At 56.3% G+C, this 17,402-nt stretch carries 14 protein-coding genes; 12 read left to right on the top strand and 2 right to left on the bottom strand.

Annotated features, from left to right (window positions below; genetic code table 11):
* Positions 1-183 precede the first annotated feature (183 nt).
* The 4 genes from BLR08_RS09925 to BLR08_RS09940 are packed head-to-tail and all read left to right on the top strand — an operon-like array spanning position 184 to position 5,570.
* The gene (locus BLR08_RS09925) at positions 184-1,140 is read left to right on the top strand and encodes an ABC transporter permease (protein WP_083536816.1); all 957 of its coding nucleotides are present in this window, start codon (positions 184-186) and stop codon (positions 1,138-1,140) included.
* A gap of 9 nt (positions 1,141-1,149) precedes the next feature.
* Positions 1,150-2,028: a carbohydrate ABC transporter permease gene (locus tag BLR08_RS09930; protein ID WP_072329047.1), complete on the top strand. Its 879-nt coding sequence runs from the start codon at positions 1,150-1,152 to the stop codon at positions 2,026-2,028.
* Positions 2,029-2,085: 57 nt separating this feature from the next.
* Positions 2,086-3,690, top strand: coding sequence for an extracellular solute-binding protein (locus BLR08_RS09935; RefSeq protein WP_072329048.1), 1,605 nt, complete (start codon positions 2,086-2,088; stop codon positions 3,688-3,690).
* Between the two features lie 14 nt (positions 3,691-3,704).
* Positions 3,705-5,570 carry a glycoside hydrolase family 97 protein gene (locus tag BLR08_RS09940; protein ID WP_072329049.1) on the top strand — a complete coding sequence of 622 codons (1,866 nt, stop codon included), beginning with the start codon at positions 3,705-3,707 and terminating at the stop codon, positions 5,568-5,570.
* A gap of 173 nt (positions 5,571-5,743) precedes the next feature.
* Here BLR08_RS09940 and BLR08_RS09945 read toward each other — a convergent pair whose 3' ends face one another.
* Together BLR08_RS09945 and BLR08_RS09950 are read right to left on the bottom strand one after the other, a co-directional pair.
* Positions 5,744-7,327, bottom strand: coding sequence for a response regulator transcription factor (locus tag BLR08_RS09945; protein ID WP_072329050.1), 1,584 nt, complete (start codon positions 7,325-7,327; stop codon positions 5,744-5,746).
* 13 nt (positions 7,328-7,340) lie between these two features.
* The gene (locus BLR08_RS09950; RefSeq protein WP_072329051.1) at positions 7,341-9,098 is read right to left on the bottom strand and encodes a sensor histidine kinase; all 1,758 of its coding nucleotides are present in this window, start codon (positions 9,096-9,098) and stop codon (positions 7,341-7,343) included.
* 180 nt (positions 9,099-9,278) lie between these two features.
* On the opposite strand from BLR08_RS09950, the gene BLR08_RS09955 reads away from it, so the two are divergent.
* From BLR08_RS09955 to BLR08_RS09990, 8 genes are all read left to right on the top strand, one after another.
* Entirely contained in the window at positions 9,279-10,784 is a 1,506-nt protein-coding gene (locus BLR08_RS09955) for an extracellular solute-binding protein (protein ID WP_143014352.1), read from the top strand.
* Between the two features lie 157 nt (positions 10,785-10,941).
* Positions 10,942-11,676, top strand: a complete 735-nt coding sequence (locus tag BLR08_RS09960; protein ID WP_072329053.1) for a WecB/TagA/CpsF family glycosyltransferase — start codon at positions 10,942-10,944, stop codon at positions 11,674-11,676.
* 32 nt (positions 11,677-11,708) lie between these two features.
* On the top strand, positions 11,709-12,932 hold the full coding sequence (locus tag BLR08_RS09965) for a cysteine-rich CWC family protein (RefSeq protein ID WP_256257481.1): 1,224 nt from the start codon (positions 11,709-11,711) through the stop codon (positions 12,930-12,932).
* A gap of 80 nt (positions 12,933-13,012) precedes the next feature.
* Positions 13,013-13,741: a ZIP family metal transporter gene (locus tag BLR08_RS09970; protein ID WP_072329054.1), complete on the top strand. Its 729-nt coding sequence runs from the start codon at positions 13,013-13,015 to the stop codon at positions 13,739-13,741.
* 31 nt (positions 13,742-13,772) lie between these two features.
* Entirely contained in the window at positions 13,773-14,228 is a 456-nt protein-coding gene (locus tag BLR08_RS09975) for a DinB family protein (RefSeq protein ID WP_072329055.1), read from the top strand.
* A gap of 175 nt (positions 14,229-14,403) precedes the next feature.
* Positions 14,404-14,988: a GNAT family N-acetyltransferase gene (locus tag BLR08_RS09980; RefSeq protein WP_256257482.1), complete on the top strand. Its 585-nt coding sequence runs from the start codon at positions 14,404-14,406 to the stop codon at positions 14,986-14,988.
* 24 nt (positions 14,989-15,012) lie between these two features.
* Positions 15,013-15,543: an NUDIX hydrolase gene (locus BLR08_RS09985; RefSeq protein WP_072329056.1), complete on the top strand. Its 531-nt coding sequence runs from the start codon at positions 15,013-15,015 to the stop codon at positions 15,541-15,543.
* Positions 15,544-15,868: 325 nt separating this feature from the next.
* Positions 15,869-17,401 (top strand): extracellular solute-binding protein, encoded by a 1,533-nt coding sequence (locus BLR08_RS09990; RefSeq protein ID WP_083536822.1) that lies wholly within the window; start codon positions 15,869-15,871, stop codon positions 17,399-17,401.
* The last annotated feature ends 1 nt before the right edge of the window (position 17,402 follow it).

The following is a 17,402-nucleotide window of genomic DNA, read 5'->3' on the forward strand; positions in this document are numbered from 1 at the left end:
AGGACGATCCATGGTAATCCCGGTTCTAACTGCAGAACATACAGGCCCGCGCCGGCCCGGCAACTCCACGATATAGTGAAACATTTCGCCAGATTCTGAACTTTTTTCACCCGGAGGTCATGGTTTAATAAAGGTACGACAAGAGACCTGCCTCGTCAGCAGATAAGAAAGGATGTGACAACGATGGAAATAACGGCCTCCTCCAAGGCTGCGAAGCAGGCTGCAGCCGCTCCCAGACGCAAATCATTGCTCACGTACATGAGGCAGAATAAATGGCTGTATGTGTTTTTGATCCCGGGATTCACGTATCTCCTGGTCTTCAAATATATCCCTATGTTCGGCATTGTCATTGCCTTCAAGGATTTCAGCCTCGTGCGGGGCATCTGGGGCAGCGCGTGGATCGGCTTCGAGAACTTCGAGTATTTGTTCCAATCGGCTGAATTTTACAAGGTGCTGCGCAACTCGCTTGTGCTCAGTATGTACCAGATTTTATTCGGCTTTCCGGCGCCCATTCTGTTGGCGGTAATGCTCAATGAGGTCCGGCACATGCTGTTCAAGCGAATCTCCCAGACGATTTTGTACCTGCCGCATTTTATTTCGTGGGTTGTCCTCGCAGGTATGATCATGAACTTCCTGTCCCCCTCTACCGGAGCAGTGAACCACGTGATCAAGGAATTCGGCGGCGAGCCGATCAATTTCCTGCTTAAGCCGGAGTTTTTCCGGAGCATCATCGTGACCGCAGAGGTGTGGAAGGGCGTCGGCTGGGGGACGATCATTTACCTGGCGGCCATGACCGGCATCGATCCTACGCTGTACGAATCAGCCAAAATGGACGGAGCCAACCGTTTTCAGCAAATCCGGCACATTACCCTGCCGGGCATTACAGGCACGATTATCGTGCTGTTCATTTTGCAGCTGGGCAATATTCTCGACAACGGCTTCGAGCAAATCTTCCTCCTCTACAGTCCGATGACCTACGATGTGGCGGATGTGTTCGAAACGTACACGTACCGAATCGGCTTAATTGACGGCCGGATGTCGTTCGCTGCTGCGGTGGGGCTGTTCAAAGCGGCTGTCGGCTTCGTGCTGATCGTGGGAGCGAACCGCTTCTCCCGCCTGTTCGGCAAACAAATCTGGTAGGTGAAGCTCATGAGATGGAAGCGGATAGAACTATTCGACATCGTTAACTACGTACTGATTGTACTCACCTGTATAGGCATGCTGTATCCGTTCGTTAACGTCGCAGCGGTTTCGCTCAGCTCCTATACGGCGTTCGTTGCGAACCCGATGCTGATTTGGCCGAAGGATTTCACTTTTGGCGCCTACGAGGAAATTTTAAGTCACCCGATTCTTTGGAAAAGCTACCTGAACACCATCATCGTGACCGTATCCGGGGTCATCATCGGCGTTTTCCTGTATCTGATCACGGCCTACCCGTTATCCAAAAGCCATCTGCGCGGCCGCAGGATATTCATGCTGCTTATCGTGTTCACGATGCTGTTTAACGGCGGGCTCATTCCGAACTTTTACCTGATGCGCTCCCTGGGGCTGCTGGATTCGCTGGCCGCGCTCATCCTTCCGGCATTAATGTCCGGCTTCAGCCTGATTCTGATGAAAAACTTTATGGAGAGCCTGCCGGAAGAGCTCGAAGAAGCGGCCCGGATCGACGGGGCTTCGGAGCCGTACATTTTGTTCCGCGTCGTGTTCCCGCTCTCCATGCCGATCGTAGCGACCCTAGGCTTGTTCGCCGCTGTTGGATACTGGAACAACTTTTTCAACGGAATCGTGTATATCCGAAGCGTCGAGAAGTGGCCGCTGATGCTCTTTCTCCGGGAGATTATCGAAGGCTCCAAGATGATGGAAATTTCCACCGCAGGGAACGCCGCCGAGCTTGGGGCGGGCACGGTGCCTACAGAAACGCTGAAGTATGCAACGCTGATGATCGTTATGCTGCCGATCCTGTGCGTGTATCCGTTCCTGCAAAAATACTTCGTCAAGGGCTTGATGCTCGGCTCCGTGAAGGGGTAACCTGTAAGGGGGCCGATGCTTTATCCATATCATCCTAACATCATTGGAGGAATGAAAATGAGAAACAAGTTCAGAGGGGTCTGGACCGTATCGGTCGCTGCGGCTTTGCTATTCACATCCGCATGCGGAGGGGGAGGGACGGAGCCGGAGAAAGCGCCGGCAACGGACGGCAACTCAACCGCATCCAAGGAGCCGGTCAAGCTGAAGATGATGGCGAACCACGAACAGGCCAACCTGTCTGAAACGGACAAGAAATTTGTTGAGATGCTGGAGAAGAAGACCAACACCAAGCTGGAATTCGAAATCCCGCCGACTACAGGATATAAGGAAAGGCTGCAGCTGATGCTGGCCTCCGGCGAGTATCCGGACATCGTATTTTTTCCGGCTACAAGCGAGCAGGCTTTCATCAATGCGGTGAAGGACGGCATCGTGATCCCGGTCAACGATTACCTCAGCTCGGCCAAAAACCTGACCAAATATTCGTATCAAGCCTCTTGGGACGCGCTGAAGGTGAACCAGGACGGTAAAATTTACGGAATACCCCGCACCTCGGTAACACGCAACGACGCTTTCTGGGTACGCAAGGACTGGCTCAATAATGTGGGCATCACCATCCCTGCAGACAGCCAAGTGACTATCGATCAATTTACGGACATCCTGCGCAAGTTCACCCTGAATGACCCGGACAAAAACGGCAAGAACGATACCTACGGCTATGCGGGCTTCGTAGACGGCAATAAGGTGCTGCAGCCCATCCTGACCAGCCAGTTCGGGCTTTTCCAATGGCAGAAAGCGCCGGCCGGCAGCAAGTATGAGTATATGGATGCAACATACGATCCTTCGGGCACGGCATTTAAGAAGGCGCTTACGTACACGGCTAACCTGCAGAAAGAAAAGCTCCTCGATCCGGATTCGGCGACGAATGACGGAGTAAAGGCAAGAGAGCGCTTCTGGCGCGGCATCGCGGGGGTATATCCCGGCTTCGCGGGACACTACACCTGGCATACGGAAGAAATGCGGAAGCTGAACCCGAACGTGGACCTGACGTACGTGTTTGTGAAAAACGAGGACGGCAAGGTAAGCGGTATCGGCTACGGAACCGGTCTGTGGGGCTTCTGGGGCATTACCAAGACGAGCAAAAATCCGCAAAAGGCGGTCGAGGTCCTGGATGCTTGGCTGGCAGACGATATTTGGAAAACGGTTGTCGAAGGCTTCGAGGGCATGGATTATAACAAGGTTAACGGAGAAATCGTGCCAATCATGGACGCTCCGAAAAGCCCGATTCGCCGCAACTCGATGCGCCGCAACAATGACCCGGAGTTTTTCATTACAGCCGGAACGAAGAAAGAAATTCGCGATCTGATTAAACCGTGGATGGATCTCTCCTTCACCTCGGTAGTTAATTCGAAGCATCTGGATTATGTCCCCGAAACGGCCAAGAAGCCAAACTATATGGATTATCAGAAGGTGTGGAGCCAGACGGTCATGAAGATCATCATGAACGAGCAGCCGGTATCCAATTTCGACGAGCTGCTGGCAGGCTGGTATAAAGCCGGAGGCGAGGATTTTGTTAAGGAAATGAACGATATATCAAGAAAATGGAAACCAGCAAGTAAATATGCCATGGGTGAGGAGCTGACCATCTTCACCCACTTTTTATAGGAGATGAATGTCAAATGATCAATCCATCGGTTCCGTTATCGCGCTATCAGCTGCAAAGTCCGAAGGGAGCCGTAAGCGGAGACCTTATCGTCAGCGCAAAGGGGCAGCTTCAATATGAAGTAAAATTTCGGGGAACGGTAGTCGTGGACTTGTCGGATCTCGGGATCCTTGTAGACGCGCATCACCTCGGCGACGGAGTAGAGGCAGAGGCGCCTGTGTATTCCGACGTAGACGAAACGTATCCGGCCCGGGGTGTGCACACGATGGCCGTTAATCGCTGTCGCGAGATGCGGATAGCCGTTACTCATAAAGGCTCGGGCATCCCGTATACGATCGAAGCGCGTGCGTACGAGGACGGCTTTGCAGTCCGTTATGTCCTCCCGGACCGGGGCATGGTTACGATCCGGGGAGAAGCCTCCTCTTGGAAGCTTCCCGCCCAGGCGAACATATGGTTCTTCGAGAGGAATAACGGCTGGAAGCTTAAAAGCTATGCCGGGGAATGGGTCCGCACCGGGGCCGAGAAGCTGCACACCGTATCCTCCCAAGGGCCCGTTCAAGGGACTCCGCTTGTTGTCGAGCTGCCGGGGGACCGAGGTTACGCGGTTATCTGTGAAGCGGCGCTGTACAATTACAGCGGCATGCGGCTGGCGGCAATGGGCGATGGCATCGTAAAAGCCGATTTCACCGAAGGGACCGAAGGCTTCCGGCTTTCGGGGGAGGTCGTGACACCTTGGAGAGTCACTCTGCTCAGCCCCGACCTGAACGGGCTGGTGAACAGCGACCTGCTCACGAACCTCAACCCGGAGCCGGATGCGGCGCTTTTCGAGGATCAAAGCTATATTCGCCCCGGACGCTCCGTCTGGCGCTGGTGGAGCCGGGGGACAGGCAGTTTCGAGGAAGAAAAAGCGATGATCGATCATGCCGAAGCGTTAGGCTATGAATATACGACGGTCGATGAAGGCTGGGAGCTGTGGGAGAACAAGTGGGCCGCATTGAAGGAGCTGACCGGCTACGCTTCTTCAAAGGGCGTCGGCGTGTTCGTCTGGAAGCGGTCGAAGGAGATGAACGATCCGGCGGAGCGGTACCGGGCAATGCGCGAATTTATGGACCATGTAAAGGAGGCCGGCGCGGTGGGGCTGAAGATTGATTTTATCGATTGCGAGGACCTGGTCTCCATTGCCTTCGAAACGGCAGCCCTCCGAATTGCCGCAGAGCGCAGGCTGATGGTGAACTTCCACGGCATTTCGAAGCCGACGGGAGAATCCCGCACCTATCCGAACGAGATCAGCCGGGAAGGCATCCGGGGACTGGAGCTGAACAAGATGAAGGAAGGCCCGATTCCGGCCTGGCACAATGCGGCGCTGCCGTTCACCCGTTTTCTGGCGGGGCATGGAGATTACACGCCGATGGGCTTCTCCAACCCGGGCGACACGACCTTCGCTCATCAGTTGGCGACAGGGATTCTGTTTACCTCCCCGCTGCAGGTCATTGCCGAGCATCCCGAGTATTTGCTTCAGGAGCCGTCCTGCCGTCCTGCGCTGGACATCATCAAGGAGCTGCCCACGGTTTGGGACGAGACGGTCGTGCTGAAAGAGAGCCGGATCGGCGAGCTGGCCGCCATGGCGAGAAGAAAGGGCGATGTCTGGTATGTGGCGGTGCTGAACGGTACCGCTGAAGCGGTCGCGCTTGAATTGGAGGAGCTCCCGTTCTTGACCGCGGGCAAGAGCTGCCGGACGGTCATGTTATCGGATGCGGGCTGTGCGGCGTTCACGCGGGAAGAGGCCGTTTATAGCAGCAGCCAGCTTCGCTTGCAAATTCAGATGCCGCCCCATGGGGGCTATATCGCCGTGCTGCGGCCTGCCGATGAGGTGACTCCATGACCGTGAAGGCCGAAGGAATCCTGCCATGGAGGGATGGAAGGAGCTGGAAGGTGGCTTCCGCCTATCCCGCGTAACCGGCGCGCTTCGGGCTGCAATCGAGCCGGACCGATGCTACAGGCTGACGATTCAATAAACAAGGAGCAGCCTAAACGCTGCTCCTTGTTCGCTATGAACTACTTCTCGCCCCTGGCCGCATTCTTGAATTCGTTGGGCGTCATGCCGGTATGCTTTTTGAACATCGTGCAGAAGTAAGAGTAGCTATTGAAGCCGATGCGGTCTACCAGCTCGTAGTTCCGGTACTGTCCGTCAAGGAGATATTTCTTGGCCATCTCGATTCGCCTGGACAGGATGTAGTCGAATACCGTCATGCCGACTTCCTTCTTGAACATATGTCCGAGATGGGAGGGGCTGAACTGGATTTCCCTTGCAATATCCTCCAAGGAAAGGTCGTCCCCCAGATGCCGGTCGATGTACTGCTTCGCAAGCGCGACCTCAGGCCGCAGCCGTTTTTGCTGGCGCCTCCGATGCTGCTCCTCGCATATCCGGCATAGGCTTGCTGCGGTAAGCGGAAAGGAAGGCTCCTCCAAAGCGGCCTCGTACGGCTGAGCCATCCGGTCCGGAAGGCGCTGAAGCATCTCTTTCAGGAAGCTCTTCGCCGCTGCCGGCTCCGGCCGGTATTCGCCGAATATCCGCTCCAGCTGCTGCACCCAGGTCTGGAAGGCCTGCGGATTTTCGTTCTCCGACAGCGCCTCCTTCGGGAAAGCTGCCGACAGCTGATCGAAATGGCCCCGGGGCACGGGCTGGAAGGGGATCTCCTTTTCCGCGAATATCGGGTACGGATTCCCCTGGTAATACCGGTAGAGCAGGTGCTGCTCCGCTCGTGCATACATCCTTCTCAGCACATGCAGCGCCTCGAAAGAGGGACTGACCGACATGCAGAGGCGCACCGACATGAACTGCTGCAGCGGCTTCTCCAGCTGGATCAGCCGCTCCCGGAGAAGCTCGTCGCTTAAGGCTGACTTCGAGGCGTGAATAAGAAGAGTAAACTGCCCGAACCGGTTCGGGAAAAGCTCGAAGCCGGCCGGCAGCTTCTCCGACAGCGTCTCCCTGACGATCTCCAGCATGGAGAATTCAAGCAGCGGCTTATCCTTCTCCGAGTAGCGGGCGGCATACCGCGTCAAATCGTCCACTCGGCATACGATGAGACGGAAGGGCGGCATCTCAAGCTCGATGTCGAGCTCGGCTCCTACTCTAACCATTTCCTGCCGCTCGGCCAGCACGCCCGAGATGATTTTGTCAAAGAAATCTTTGCGGAGGGAGTACTGATAGCTCTGAACGATTTTGCGGCGGACGCGCTTGTTGTTCTCCAGATCCAGCTCCTTGTCCAGCTCGGCTGAGGCCCGGTCCAAAGCGGAACGGGCGGCTTCCATGTCGATCGGCGATTTGAGGATGTATCCCATCGCCCCGCTCTGGAGGGCCTGCTGCGCATAATCGAAATCCCGGTGCGCCGTAAGCATGATGCATCTTACCCCCGGATAGCGCACCTTCATTTCCTTGAGCATGCTGAGCCCGTCCATAACCGGCATGGTAATGTCGACCAGAATGATATGAGGCTGCAGCTCGGCGATCATACCCAGCGCCTCCTCTCCGTTCCCGGCTTCACCTGCGATTTCATACCCCCATTCCTTCCAAGGGTAGGTATGGCGGATGTGCTTCAGCGCGAGCGGCTCGTCATCGACCAGCAGAATTCGTTTCAAGATGCGTACCTCCTTAGGGTTGGTTAGCTGCGGGCATTCGAATCAGGATCCGCGTGCCGAAGTCCGCTGAGGAAGCTATACTCATGGAATAAGCGGGACCATAGAGCGTCCGCAGTCGGTAATGCACGTTCGTGAAGCCGATGCCTTCCTCCTCGTCCGCTTCATCGACGGAATCGCGCTGCAGAACCGCTCGCAGCTTTCCGAGCACGGGCGCCGGAATGCCGATGCCGTTGTCCTCGATAAGCAGCTCCCAGTCGCCGCCGTCGCGTGTGGAGCCGATGAACAGCGTCCCGGAGCCTTGCATGGGCGATAAGCCGTGGAAGATGCAGTTCTCCACAATCGGCTGAAGCGTGAACTTGGGGAGCTTGTAACCGAGTGTGGCCGGGTCGATATCGGTTTCATAGGCGAAGCGGCCTTCATAGCGGACCTGCATCAGCTGGATGTAATGCTCCACCGCATTCAATTCATCCTTCAGGCTGACATCCTCCATCGTCTGCGTCAGACTGTAGTCGAGCTGCCGGGTGAGGGAGGAAATCAGCAGATCCACCTTCGACAGATCGCCCTCTCTGGATTTCATGCTAATCGCATTCAGCGTGTTGAACAGAAAATGCGGCTTGATCTGCGCCTGCAGCATGCGGATTTCGAAAGCCTTCTTCTTCGCCTCCGTCGTCTTCAGGTCCTCGATCAGCAGACCGATCTGCTTCGTCATCCGGTTGAAATGGCGGGCCAAATTGCCGAGCTCATCCCGGCGGTTGACGGGAATCTTGGCATTCAAGTTGCCGGAGCTGATCTCATCGAGCGACAGGGCAAACTGCCTGATCGGCTGGCCGATCATTTTGGACATAATCCAGGCAATCACCAGAGCCAAAATCAGCGAGGCGACGGCCAGCGCCATGGTGAATCGAACTGTAGCCATCAGCGGCCTGAGCAGCTCCGTCTTGTCCATCATCCACATGACCTGCCAATTCATCACATTATTGCTGCTGCGGGTTAGAAAATAGTCGGTCCGCGTCTCCGCCTCCGGCAGCGTCAAGGAATACTCGTTCCACGGGGTCTCCAGAATCGATTCCGGGAAGTCCGTCCATTCCACCTGATTGGTGTACACGTTATAGCGGGTATGCGAGCCCTTACCATAGATCGGGCGGTTCGCCGCGTCAAGCAGAATCAGCTCTCCGTGCAGAAGGTCGGGCGCATCCGGCAGCATCGCTTCATACAGCTTCTCGAAGCCGATATCAAGCGCCAGCATCATGCGTGAATTTTCCTTGCCCGGCACGAGCATAAAAAAAGTAACCGTATACTGGGACGCTTCCGACCAGTAAGGCTCGGTCCAATACAGCTTGTTTGCCTCCAGCACGCGGACGCGATTCCACTTGAAGGTTTCGTTGTTCATCAGCATCCAGCCGACGCTGGAGGTGCTGGCCGTCACGCGGCCTTCCTGGATGTAGTGAATATTATTGATTGTAGGAAGCAAATACATCAGATTATCGTGAAACCAGCGGTTGATTTCGGCGGGACTGTCCTCAAGCAGACGGCTGTCCCCGACGATTGATGCGGCGAAGTTACGGATCGACCGGAGCTGGGTTTCCAAGTAATGATTCGTTTTGGCGTTCATATCGATCGCATATTTGGTTTGGGCGGAGATGAGAATATTGGAAGAATAGTTGTAGTACGAATAACCGAGCAGCAGAATGATCACTTCCGTCAGCAGGAAGGTGAGCAAGAAGGTTTTGGTCGAGAGCTTCCAATTCATGTCATATCGCAGCCGATGCATCCTTCATCCTCCTTACAAGCGGCTCAAGTATCCTCATTGTATCAGAGTTGACCGCGGCCACGATTAAAAGTACGGGGGATTTTTATAAAAAAGATCGTGATATTGTTAAACTTCTTATTCGTTCGTTGTACACTAGAAGCATAACGAACGAGATATCGACGGCAGAAGGGGACGAGCCTATTGGAGCGAGCATTGACCCGCAGAATGAGCAGTTCGATCGCATTGCTTTTGGCCGCTTCCTTTATGACTGTATCCTGCAGCAAAGAAGCCGAGCCGAAGCCGATGCAGGAACGGGTAAAGATTACGGTCCATATGATTGGCGGTACACCCCTTCCCGATCCGAAGGAGGATCCGATCAAGCAAGAGCTTGACAAGAAGCTGGGCATCGATTTGGCCATACGCACGTTTTTCCCCGAGGATTATGCGAATCAGGTGAAGATGGGAATGGCGACAGACTCCAATGCCGATCTGTTGTATATCGGCAGCCGTCAGGAATTTGTTCACTACAGCAAACAACAATTGCTCCTCGACTTGTCGCCGTATTTGGATTTGCTCGAGCCGACCTTACAGCTGATCGGGAAGGAGAGACTGCAGCTGGCGGAGGTAGGAGGCGGTGTTTACGGCTTGCCCAGAACGGTTACCGCATATCAATACAGCTACTGGATCCGGCAGGACTGGCTGGAGAAGCTGAAGCTGAACGTTCCCCGGACGACAGACGAGTTCCTCACGGTAGTCAAGGCGATGGCTGAGCGGGACCCCGACGGAAACGGGCGGAGGGACACGTACGGCTTCAGCGGAAGACCGAATCAAGCGCTTGGGCCGCTGTTCGGTGCTTTTGGCACGACGTATCCGGGCTCCTTTTATATGAAAGACAACGAACTGATCAATTCATTGTATGATCCGGCGACGCCCAAGGCGCTCTCCTACATCCGGTCGATCTTCGAGACGAAGGGGGTGGATCCCGGCATTGTCTCGAATACGAACCTGCAGCATAAAGAGAAGGCGCTGCAGGGGCAGCTGGGCCTGTTTTATTTTAATTGGCCGAACTGGTACCAGGAAGAGTATCTGAGTGTAAACGCGGACGCGCGCTGGATTCCGATTGACCCTCCGCAGGGGCCGAACGGGGACAGGTATGCGTATGGGAAGAATGTTTCGGAGAGCATTCTTGTGATACCCAGATCCGTTGGCAATGATAAAGTGAAACTGAACAAAATCATTCAGCTTCTGAATTACGTCTCCTCCCCGGAGGGGAATAAGCTGGTGATGTACGGACTTGCGGGGAAGCACTATACCGAGACGAACGGGACGGTCGCTGTGCACGAAATATTGAAGGAAACGCTGGGGTACGCGTATCAGCTGACGGGACGGGACGAGATGGGGTATCTGAGAACGAAATTCCCGGAGCGTGAAGCGGATTTCACGATGGCGGCGAGGCAGCCGTTCATTCCTATTTATGACGGCTTGATCCAGCCTCCGGACGGGTTTCGGCTCGATGACGCCAAGCGGTATATCGAGCAGGAGCTGTGGAGATTCGTATACGGTCAACGGCCGCTGGATAGCTATGACGGGTTCTTGCAAGAACTGGAGGAGCAGTTCCAGTATGAAAGCGGATATGTCGCATCGGCCCGGCAGCAGATTGCCCTGCGTCACGAGGGAAAGCCGGAGCCAAAAACAAGCGAAGAATAACGGCATGTCGCGTAGCGAGGTCATGAACACCAGGGTCCGGCAGCGTTCCGCTCTCTCCGTTCGGGCATTGGAAGTGTCCGAGTTCCGTGTTATGATGTTTACGGACAAGAGCCGCCAATCCGGCCGGCTTGGAATATTACGCGACAGGTGATGAAGCATGAGCAAAACATTGCATATATTGGGCGTACCTTTCTCTACCAGAACGATGAATGAAACGATTGAAGAGCTTAAGCTGGCCGTCGGAGAGCGGCGCAGCAAGCCGTTTCACTTGATCACGGCGAATCCCGAAATTGTCATGAAGGCGCAGGATGACGCTTCCTTGCGGCAGATTGTCAACGATGCCGATATGATCACGCCGGACGGCATCGGCATTATTATGGCGTCGCGCTGGAAGGGAGCGCCGCTGCCAGAGCGCGTGACCGGCTATGAGCTGCTGCTGAAGCTGCTGGAGCTTGGCGATGCGAAGGGCTGGTCCTTCTACTTTCTGGGGGCGGATGAGGCGACGAACGAGAAGGCAGTAAGCACGATCCGCAGCAAATATCCGAATGTGCGGATCGCAGGACGGCATAACGGGTTCTTCTCTCCGGAGGATGAGCAGCGGATCGTAGCGGAGGTGCAGGCGGCGGAGCCGGATTTCCTGATCGTCGCGCTCGGCGCGCCCGGAGCGGAGCGATGGATCTACAAGCATAAGCCGGAGCTGAAAGCAAAGGTGGCATTTGGCGTCGGAGGCAGCCTCGATGTGATCGCGGGCAAGGTGAAGCGCGCGCCCGTCATCTGGCAGCGGCTGAATCTGGAATGGCTGTACCGGCTGCTGGCGCAGCCGTCCCGCTGGAGAAGACAGCTGGCGCTGCCGGTGTTCGCGGTCAAGGCGTTCCGGGACCGGTCCAAATAAGCAAACGAAGCGAAGGGGGCTGCCAAGTAAAAATGAGCGAACCGAAGCAAGAGACGGAACGCAAGGCGGACGCCAGCCGCTGTCCGCTATGCGGACAAGCGAATGAATGCGCCTTGCTCAGCGGAGAGCGGATCGAAGCGTGCTGGTGCTTCCGAGCCTCGATCCCCAGTGAGCTGCTGCAGCGGATTCCCGATTCCAGGCGCGGCAAATCTTGCGTCTGTCCGTCCTGTGTGGAGGAACATAAACGGCAGGAGAGCGTTGCCGCGGAACAATCGGCTAACGCGGCGGACCGGTTTATCCAGCTCTGGAACCATGTGGAGTCCGTCCGGCAGGCGATTGGCGCTTCGGCCGCTGCGGTGATCGTCATGCAGGATGGCCGGATCGCCTATGAACGGTATGCCGGCACTCATCCGGACGGCAGGCCGACGGATGCCCGTTCCCGGTTCAACGTAGGTTCGGTCCGCAAGTCGTACCTGGGCTTAGTTGTCGCCTGGGCGCTGCATGACGGCTTGCTCGGCAGTGTCGACGATCCCCTCATCCGATACATGCCATTGCCGTATGACGCGGACATCCTGCAAGACACTACGATCCGCCATCTGCTAACGCATACGCACGGCTTGGACCGTCAGGGCAGAGCATTTGCTTCCGGCTCGTCATGGGCCTACAACAATCAAGGCGTGAATCTGCTGATCGAGCTGACTGGCAGGTTGTATCGCAAGCCTTTCGTACATATATTGAAGGAGCGGTTATTCGGACCGGGGGGCTTCACGGCAACCGGTTGGGAGACGGAGAAGTCGGAGGAATTGATAGGGCTGGATGAAAGCTATCCCGACCGGGAAGGCCGCTCGGCGAACCTGTTCGTCAATGCTCGTGAGCTTGCCTTATGGGGAATGCTGCATGCGGAAGGCGGCGTCTTTCGGGGACTGCCGCTTGTGCCCGCTGATGTTGTGCGTCTGGCGACAGCGGCGGCGACGCCTGCCGGGCTGGATGACGCGTGGCCGCGCAACGGATTTTTCTGGCAGGTGCAGACTAGTCAGCCATGCGAGCGCGCGGAGCTGGGCGACAAGCTGCCTGCAGGCTCGTTCCGGATCCTGGGCATTACCGGCTGCGCGGTGCTGGTTATCCCGGAACAGCGGACGGTCGCCGTTCGCATGTATAACCAGACAATCCCGAATCCAACCGGCTATTCGTACCTGGAGGATATTCGCGCCTTCGGCAATCTGGTGTATACAGCTTCAGCCGTGACGCGGTCTTAGCCGCTTCGCCCATGCGTGCGGCCTGCTGCACCCGGCTCGCTGCAAGCATCGAGCAGTTCTGAATAGAGTGGAGGAATTCCATGGAAGGCTTGCTGCTGGGAAGTATTTTATCGGCGATGTCGACAGGCTTGGGCGCTGTACCGGTCCTGTTCTTCAAGAAGCTGACGCATCGCTGGCGGGATCTGCTGCTTGCCTTCACGGCCGGCGTTATGGTGTCGGCGTCGATGTTCGGCTTGATCCCACAGGCGCTGGCGGTATCGGATACCGTCGTCGTGTCGATCGGAGTCATTCTCGGGGTAACCGTGTTGAGCTTGATGGAGAAAATGATTCCGCATATCGATCTGGAGCGGCAGCAGAAGGTTGGCTCCGAGAAGGCATTTTTGATTGTGGCCGCCTTATTTCTGCATAATATTCCGGAAGGTCTGTCCGTCGGCGTAAGTTATGCTCATGTGAATTCCGATCTGGGCGCTGCCGTCGCCATCGGGATTGGCTTGCAGAATATGCCTGAAGGGCTGCTTGTCGCCTTGTTCCTCTCCTATCAGGCGATGAACCGGTGGAAAGCATTTTTTATCGCGACGATGACCGGGGTTGTGGAAATATTCGCGGCTCTGCTGGGCTATGGCTTGACCCGCTATGTGGAAGGGCTGGTGCCCTATGGACTGGCGTTCGCCGCTGGCGCGATGATGTTTATTGTCTACAAGGAGCTGATTCCTGAAAGTCATGGAGACGGCAATGAGCGGGTGGCGACTTTTTCCTTCATATTCGGCCTGCTCGCCATGATCATATTGATGGATCTGTTCAATGCGTAATACGTGAACCAAATTTCCGGGAGGGTAGCCGATGAAGTCTTATACTCAGATGTTTGCGCATTTGGAATGGGCGAATGCCAAAATTGCAAAAGCGCTGCGCGCGGGCGGAGAGGAGCAGGCGCAGGCATTGAAGCTGTTTGCCCATACGCTTGGAGCGGAGAGGGTATGGCTGACCCGAATCCGGGGCGAGGACTCCTCGGCGCTTGCCATCTGGCCGGAGCTGGATATGGCAGCATGCGAAAGTCTGATGGAAATCAACGCGCAAGGCTTCCGCGACGTGCTGGAGCAGGCGGACGAGCGGCAGCTGGCCGAGGAGATCGTATACCGCAACTCGGCGGGAACGCAATACCGCACCGTTCTTGCCGATATTTTACTGCATACGGCGCTGCATGGCATGTATCACCGCGGGCAAATTAACCATCTGCTTCGCTTGGGCAATCTGGAGCCGGCTTCTGTCGATTACATCCTCTACGCCCGGGAGAACTGAGCCAGGCTTCACTTAGTCATAAAGGAGGCGTATCAGAATGTGGCGTACCGGTGTGCAACAATTGACGCAAAAGCTGCGTCAGACAAACGGGGGAGCACGTCCGCTTGTTGTGGAGGGCGGAATCCCCAAATAAGTGACGGATGTTTCATTCGTCTTATGACGAGGATGAAGAACAATGATGAGTACGAAGGTCACGTATCGGACCGCTCGTTTGGCGCTGGAAGGCTTGGATGAGGGAGATTCCGGCCGGGTGCTGGACTTTGTCCAGAGAAACCGTGAATTTCTGACGCCTTGGGAGCCCAGCAGAGCGGAGCACTATTATACGATGGAGCAGCAGGCCCGTCTGCTCCGGGAGGAAGACGCGGGGATGGCGGCGGGCTTGCTGTTCAAGCTGTGGATAAGCAAGCTGGACGAGCCGGAAGGGCGTCTCATCGGCTCTGTCTCGCTGAGCAACATTGTGCGGGGATGCTTTCACTCCTGCCATCTCGGATATAAGATGGATCAGGATGAGCTCAACCGGGGCTATATGACGGAAGCGCTCCGCAAGGTCATCCAGATAGCGTTCGAGGAGCTGAAGCTGCACCGGATCGAAGCGAACGTCATGCCGCGCAATCAGGCTTCGCTACAAGTGGTGGAGAAGCTCGGCTTTGTGCCGGAAGGGCTGGCCAAGCAGTATCTGAAGATCAACGGGAAATGGGAGGATCATATCCATATGACCTTGATTAACCATGCCTGGGAAGACGAGAATAACATCAAGTAGGCTCGATGACAGGAGGGAAAGCGTTTGCTGGCATATAACATCTGCTTTATCCGGCGAGCCGGCGAGCTGCTGCTGCTTAACCGCGAGCGTTCCTCGTGGATGGGCTCCTGGAACGGCGTCGGCGGCAAGCTCGATCCGGGCGAGGCTCCCCGGGCTTCCGTACGGAGGGAAATCGAGGAAGAGACCGGGATTGTGCTCCGGGAAGCGGACATCCGCTTCAAAGGTCTGGTCACCTGGGAGAGCGAGGCCGGAGCGCTCGGAGGCATGTATTTGTACACGGCTGAGCTTGATCCGGCTTATCCATATCCGACGCCTGTGAAAACCGACGAAGGAATTTTGGACTGGAAAAAGACGGAATGGATTCTTCATCCGGACAATACCGGCGTCGCAACCAATCTGCCGGCGTTTCTTCCCCTGCTCCTCCAGGACGACGCCTGTTACGATCATCGCTGCTTGTTCCGGGAAGGAAGGCTGCTGTCCGTACAGTCGATCCCCGTAACGGCGGATTGCGAGCATCAGCCGGACTATGCCGAGCTGCGCGGGTCCGCCTTGTAGGCGGCCGGCGAGGGGCTGCCGATTCGCAGAAATAGGCCGGCGGCAGCTCCGGGGCGATGTCCGTCTGCTGCCGCCTTCTCCAACACCTCCATGCCGACAGGCACAGCAATATCCCTTGTTCCATCACCCCCTTCAACCCCTTCCTGTCCTTCATCGGCTCCCGACTCTCCGGATATTTACTAAGCCCGGCGATTCTCTCCTGCAGTCTTATCCTCGGACGTGACGCTCAGAACCTCCGACTTCCGCTTCGCAAAAGAGGAGATTGCCCCTAAGGCCGCGAAAAAGACTAGCAGCAGGCTTAACAGGCAAAGGAGAGACATCCGAGATGAAGCGATCGGTAAAACAGCTGCTTCTGATAACCGCCGGCTTGGCCGGCATTGGCATTCTTACCGTTCAAGCGAGCACGCAGCGCCCTAACAAGCCCCCCGGCACGGAACAAGCACAGAAGGAGGCGGGGAGGCCGACGGTCTCCATCGTATTGGACAGTCTGGGACTCGCTTTCCCGGAAGGGCTGCATGAAAACGATAACCCTTACCTGGATTATATCGAGAAGGGGACGAATCTCAGGCTGCGCATACTCATGCCGCCGACGGAAGGGTACGACGAGAAGCTGAATGTGACGATGGCTTCAGCCAATCGTCCGGATCTGCTGAACGTGCATTCCGACGTGTGGGTGGCCAATTATGTCAAGCAGGGGGCGCTGATGCCGCTGGATGACCTGATCGACAAGTACGGTCCGGCCTTGCGCGCCCGCATCCCCCAGGAAGCTTGGGACAAAGTGACTTATAACGGCCGGATCTACGCGATTCCCAGCTTGAACGAAGCGCGTGGCGTCGAGCTGATATATGCGCGCCAGGACTGGCTGGATCGCCTCGGGCTGAAGCCTCCGCGAACCCTTCAGGAGTATGAAGACGTGCTTCGGGCATTTACGTACGGCGACCCGGACGGCAACGGAAAGGACGATACGATCGGACTTCTGACGACGGAGAATCTGGGACGGACCGGTCCGTTCTTCGGCGCATTCGGCGTGCAGCTCGGCCAGTGGATGGAGCGGGACGGACAGCTGGTGTATGCGGACGTCCAGCCCGAGATGAAGCAGGCGCTCGCTTACCTGCACAAGCTGTATGCCGAACGGCTGATCGACCCGGAATTTCCCATTAACAAAAATAAAAATCTGGAGCAAAAGATCGTCTCCGGCAAAGTGGGGATGTTCTCGGCGGCCTGGTATGATACGAGGGGCCCGCTGGATCTTCATCGGAAAAACGATCCGGCCGCCCGCTGGATACCGCTCGAATACCCGGTTGGCCCGGAGGGCAAAAGCGGGACTTATGCGAGTCCCTTGGTGCGCGAATACAATGTCATTCCCGCGCAGAGCGCCCGCGGGGCGGAGGCTGTCCGCTTCCTGAATTTCATCGCGGGAGAGGGGCATCATACGCTGAAGCTGGGGTTCGAAAACGAAGTGTGGCGCGCCTCTGGCGATGAAATGGAGACAAACTTCGATGAGCATCTGCGGCAGATTTACCGTGGTATCTATTCCTCGCTGGTCGAAATTCCCGAACCTGAGATTACGAAGAAAAGGCTTGATTCGCTGGGCAAGCATTTCAATCTGTACGACAATCTGCAGCGGATCGAATCCCATCTGATTCCGAACCGGTTCAACGGGCTGCCGACCCCGGCAATGGGCAAATACAATCAGAAGCTATCTGCGCTGCAGGATGCCTTCATCCGGATGATCGCGGGCGTTACCCCGCTGGATCAGTTCGAGGCCTACGCGAAGTGGTGGGAGCAGGAAGGCGGACAAGAGATCACCCGGGAAGTCAATGAATGGTACCGAATGACGAAGAAAGGGGAGAGGTGAG

Origin of the sequence: Paenibacillus sp. cl123 (genome assembly GCF_900101595.1) — a bacterium.
GTDB lineage: Bacteria > Bacillota > Bacilli > Paenibacillales > NBRC-103111 > Paenibacillus_G.